Below are 5,011 nucleotides of genomic sequence, written 5' to 3'. Positions count from 1 at the left end.
GCTCATGATAGATCCTTTAACGTAGACAACCATTTTTTACAACTGGCGCTAAGGCTAATTGATAACTATAAAAAATACATCCGATTTTTATTAAAGGATCAGCTTTTATCAAATCAAAGACAATCACATTGACTAAGAATTAATAATAAAAAATTTATTCAACTAATAATTTCCCGAAAATTTAATTCAATCACCACCGCCCAAGGCGGTGATTTAGGGATGATAAAAATAAGCTAAAGTTTACTTTTGCCTAGCCAATTTAATTCTTTCGCTTTATTTTTTCATTAAGTAGTAGCCAAGCATAACGACTATTAGTCACTAAATAACGCTTCCACATTCTTCCAGGTTCTTGTAACACACGATATAACCATTCCAACCCAGATTTTTGCATCCATAAGGGTGCACGAGAAACATGGCCTGCGACAACATCAAATGTTCCCCCTACCCCCATCACAAATAACACACCCAACTGCTCTTGCCAGCGGTTGATAAAATTCTCTTTTTTCGGTGATGTGATCGCAACAAACAGAAGTTTTGCACCTGACTGACGGATCTTTTCAACTATCGCGTGTTCATCATCCCAAAAATAGCCATGGTGATATCCCGCAATCACTAATTGTGGATGCTTTGCCTGCATAGCCGCAGCCGTTTTTTCAACAATCTCCGACTTTGCGCCTAGGTAGAATACTGGCAATTGAGCTTGCGCAGCCATAGCATTTAGCTCTAGAAACAAGTCAACACCAGCCACTCGCTCCGGCACTTTGTGGCCTAAAAAACGTGCGCCCCAAACTACACCCATCCCATCGATATTGATCATGTCACACTCGGTCACGGAATGAGCCAATTCAGGATCCTTACGCATATTGACCAACTTAGCGACATTGACCACTACATGCTGCGTGAACTCTTGTCGTAAAATGCGATCGCGGATCAGAGCAACGGTTTCACTCATCGAAGCCACATCCATTGGGCTACCAAGAAAATTAATGCGTTTCAATCGGTTATTCCTCATTGGTAATTCTTAAATAAAAACGGAATGAAAAGTACATCCACGCTTGGGTCCAGCGCGCGTAGTGAATTCGGTTAACCCAACGTTTGTTACGTTGATAAACAAACTGATCCCGCTCGGGCATGTACAGCGTTTGAATAGCACGCTGAATGACGCGTTTAACCAAAACAACATCACTCTCCTCGCCTCCAACACTGAGTAAGGTAATAATTGCCTGTGATACTGAATGCGGATCCAGTGGATAAGGATTGTTGTGGTAATACTTGGCGGTTCCATCGGCTTCAAACAGATGCTGTTTGTAAAAATGAAAACCGCGTGCAATCACCTCATCAAATTCCTTTGTCGCTAAAGTAGTTCGTATAAGGTGTAGCGCTTCTAAGTTGTAGCCCGTATGAAATCCGTCAATAAACACATGATGATGACGAGTACCATAGGCCCAGCTGCCATCGGCAGCTTGAGCTTGAGCACTATTACGCGCAATGCGTAATGCCAACTCAGTGTAGTCTGGGCGAGACGTTTCTCGACCGACCACGGCCAGCCAAGCTGCCGCCCACAAACTGGCGTTGTGCACAAACGCCGTTTCCCCGGGGATATACGCAAAAAACTCCCCGCTCTCATTTTGAGTCAATAAATGGCCAGCAATAAAATCACCACTGCGCAGCGCCAACTCGACCCAGTCAGCTCGCCCCGTCAGTTGCCCCAATTGGTGTAAGGCACGGCTGACATAGACTGTCGTGATCACATTTGGCTTCCCCTTAGGAACAAAGAATGCACGCGCTTTCCAATCAAAATGATACCCCCAACAGGCGCCATGCCAGATTTGCTCATCACAACGCTGAGTCACTAGCCACTGCGCAAGTTGCTCCGCTTCTGTTAGTAAAGCGGGGGCTTTTGTCACTTGATACTCTTCGAGCAACCCGAGAATAAACAGAGCCACGCCTTTGGGGTTTCGCGCTTTGGGCACACCTAGCCATGGCCGAAGATTAATGGGAGAGCATTTGAACAACTGGATCCATGCTAAGCCAAAAGTCGAGTCTTTGCTTATCGGCAAGCGCTTGAACCAGCTTGAATTGAGTCCATCAAAAGGGTCATATCCAGCGAATTGTTCTGTACGAGCTTTATTCAATAAACATTGGCTAATGTCAGCTACAGTCGTCGATTTCATGATTTTAATAGCTCATCGTAGAGTGTTTGTAGACGCGGGATCACCGCCTGCAAAGAGAAGTTTTCGGCAAACTTTTGTTTAGCGGCCGTAGCAATACGTCGATTTTCCGCACGTTGCTCAATCAAATCTCCTAGTGCTTGCGCTAAAGCAACCACATCGCCAGCCTCAATTAAACGCCCTTGTTCACCATCGCTGATCGCATCAGGAATCCCACCCGCTCGACTTGCTACCACGGGAATACCTGCCGACATGGCTTCTATCACTCCCATTGGAAAGCCTTCGTTATAGCTGGGTAAGCAATAAATATCCGTTTGAGTCAATAAGTTGGTCTTCGCCTCACCAGCAATCCAGCCTAAACAGTACACAGAATCAGCGAGCCCCATTTTATTAGCCATAGCCTGATAAATTTCAATATCGCCATCGCCAGCGAGATAAAGCTTCGCCTCAGGACAACGCTGTTTGACTAACGCAAAAGCTTGAATCAGGTCACCCACACCTTTGCGCGTGCCCAAACGACCAAGGAAGGCAATACGACCTGGCTGAGCAAGATGGCGATCTAAAGCCAAACTGGGTACAGCGTTATACAGCACAGAAACACCTTGTGTTCGTCCTATCACCTCTTGTAGCCATGTCAGCCATTGAGTGGATAGTACCAGTACATGATCAGCTAGAGCAAAAGTACGTCGAATGTGAGTTTGCTGATCCACATTGCACTCATCTCGATAGAAATCACGAAACTCGGCACCATGCAAATGCAAAATAACCTTACCTTTCAAAAGATTAACCAGGCGAACAATCACAGATTTACGTCGATAGCTACCTCGTGATGACATGTGAATATGCACAAGGCCAACTCGGTAACGTACAAAGCAGTACAACAATTGGCAGAGAGCCAGCATAAAGCGTAATGTCATTCGCCATTTCTGTCCGTGGTCTAAACTTGAGTGTGAAGCAATCAACTTGATTTGGTTTTCCTCTAAAAAACCGCAATCAGCGTACGTTGAAACCACAGTTGCCACGCCACCTTGACCTTTCAGGTCAGTGGCGACCATTAGATTAATCGCTTTTCTCACAACACATCCTTGATAGTACAGATAGCTTGTCGAATCTTACCATTCCCGGTACGCTCAAGCGCTGCCACCATTTCTATGGTGACAATTAACGAGCTTCCTAAGCGAGCTTGAGTATTACCGATTAACTTTTGTTGCTGCTCTTCATTAAATTGCTCAGCATCCGCCACCACTTTAACCACAATCTGTTCACGTTCACTCTGAACAAATTGGCATGCTATAATCCCAGTGACACCTTTAGGTATATGGTTCAGGATATGCACTTTTTGACCATCTTCGCCGACGAGATAATCACCAACACGTCCCTTAATATGTTCAATTATTGGGTAGAATCTCCCACATGGACACTGCTTCTCGTCAGACAATACGACATGGTCACCAGTTTTGTACCTGACTAGAGGAAAGTAGCTATTATTGAAATTAGTGCCGACAATTTCATGAGTACCATTTCCCGCATCTAAAAATTCAACATGTGAGTAATCGGTGAGAACGTGATAACGACCATGCTCACAATTAGCAATTGCAGCAACCCTTTCAAATAGGCCATACCAATCAAACACTTTGCAGCCAAAGCGCGTCTCAATAACTTGGCGATCTTCTGCAGACAAAGACTCTGATGAAGTGATAATGGATTTGAGCTTCGCCGGATAATAACTTTGGTTAGCCTCTAAATAGCGGGCTAAAGTAGCAATCGAAGAAGGATATGCTTGAATCACTTCAACTCCAAAATCGACCATAGCTTGCAGATAACTAGGTATCGTTTGCGATGTAAGATGGAAAGATGAAAGCACTATCATCTGTTCAAACCAGGAGTAGCGCCAAAACGACCCTTGTTTTTGACTCAATGGCACCACCATATCGCCCCTGATCCACGCTCGTTTATCACCTTTACGATACCCCGCCCAAGCCAACTGTCTTTCGACAAAGGCTTGCTCACGAATAACTGAATTCATGTCTTGCAAAATAGTCAGAGGCGTGCCGGTTGTACCACTTGTAGCCCCTTTCACTACCACAGAAGGTTTGTTCTGCGAGATAAACTGCTCGTGGTCATGACGCAATACCGCTTTATCCAGATATGGAAAAGCCTCAAGCTCAAGATTGAGTAAGTCTAAATTCTGATAAAACGGTACATGATTACGAGCATTAGCTAAGGTGTTTTGAAGCTTATCTTGTTGGTAATCGCCTAAATGGGTGCGCGAAAACTCATTAGCCTGGATCTCTTTTAGAACGGCGCGCATCTCGCCGTTTTCTCTGACCATTTTACGTGAAAGCGCCCGCACAGAAAGCATGACATTTTGCAGCCAGATTGGCGCCTTAACATAGATTGAACTGGTAAACATCAGTAAAAATCCTTTGCATTAATACCCGTTTTGATCACTTTGGCTGGAACTCCAACTACGACGCTATTAGCGGGCACGTCGTTAATAACAACTGCATTAGCTCCAATCACTGAGTTTGAACCAATATTCACGGCTCCTAATACTTTTGCTCCAGTTGCAATAAAAACATCATCGCCAATTACAGGAACTTCTTTTGCTCTGGAGCGACCACCTATAGTTACATTCGTGCCAATAACGCAGTTAGAACCTATCTTAACATGCTTATGAATAACTACTCCGATACCACCATATCCCAAAATAGTCCCCTTACCTATTGAGGTCTGGCTATAAATAACACAGTTATGAATCAAGCGGATCAATAAATCGCATAACTTAGGGAATGCAGGTATATTTTTTTGTAGCACCAGCTACCCAATCGATATAATTT

General features: G+C 44.4%; 4 protein-coding genes and 1 pseudogene. All 5 read right to left on the bottom strand.

Translation table 11 applies throughout. The features are described from left to right. Nucleotides 1-259: 259 nt before the first annotated feature. Complete coding sequence (gene vpsK, locus AACT21_RS06440) at nt 260-1,012, bottom strand: exopolysaccharide biosynthesis glycosyltransferase VpsK (RefSeq protein WP_094164571.1); 753 nt, start codon at nt 1,010-1,012, stop codon at nt 260-262. Further along, entirely contained in the window at nt 1,002-2,174 is a 1,173-nt protein-coding gene (gene vpsj / locus AACT21_RS06435) for an exopolysaccharide biosynthesis protein VpsJ (protein WP_094164570.1), read from the bottom strand. Before vpsj ends, vpsK begins: the two co-directional genes overlap by 11 nt. Beyond that, nucleotides 2,171-3,247 carry an exopolysaccharide biosynthesis glycosyltransferase VpsI gene (vpsI, locus tag AACT21_RS06430; RefSeq protein ID WP_199871385.1) on the bottom strand — a complete coding sequence of 359 codons (1,077 nt, stop codon included), beginning with the start codon at nt 3,245-3,247 and terminating at the stop codon, nt 2,171-2,173. The genes vpsj and vpsI overlap by 4 nt, the downstream gene beginning before the upstream one ends. Beyond that, on the bottom strand, nt 3,244-4,584 hold the full coding sequence (gene vpsH, locus AACT21_RS06425) for an exopolysaccharide biosynthesis protein VpsH (RefSeq protein ID WP_088732039.1): 1,341 nt from the start codon (nt 4,582-4,584) through the stop codon (nt 3,244-3,246). Before vpsH ends, vpsI begins: the two co-directional genes overlap by 4 nt. After that, a pseudogene (locus tag AACT21_RS06420) lies at nt 4,584-5,011 on the bottom strand (serine O-acetyltransferase); the annotation flags it as partial. The gene vpsH and the pseudogene AACT21_RS06420, both read right to left, overlap by 1 nt.

The organism is Vibrio sp. V08_P9A1T1 (assembly GCF_963874405.1).
GTDB classification, from domain to species: Bacteria; Pseudomonadota; Gammaproteobacteria; order Enterobacterales; family Vibrionaceae; genus Vibrio; species Vibrio anguillarum.
The sequence above is the reverse complement of the archived record's forward strand: the minus strand, read 5'-3'. Positions and strand labels throughout refer to the sequence as shown.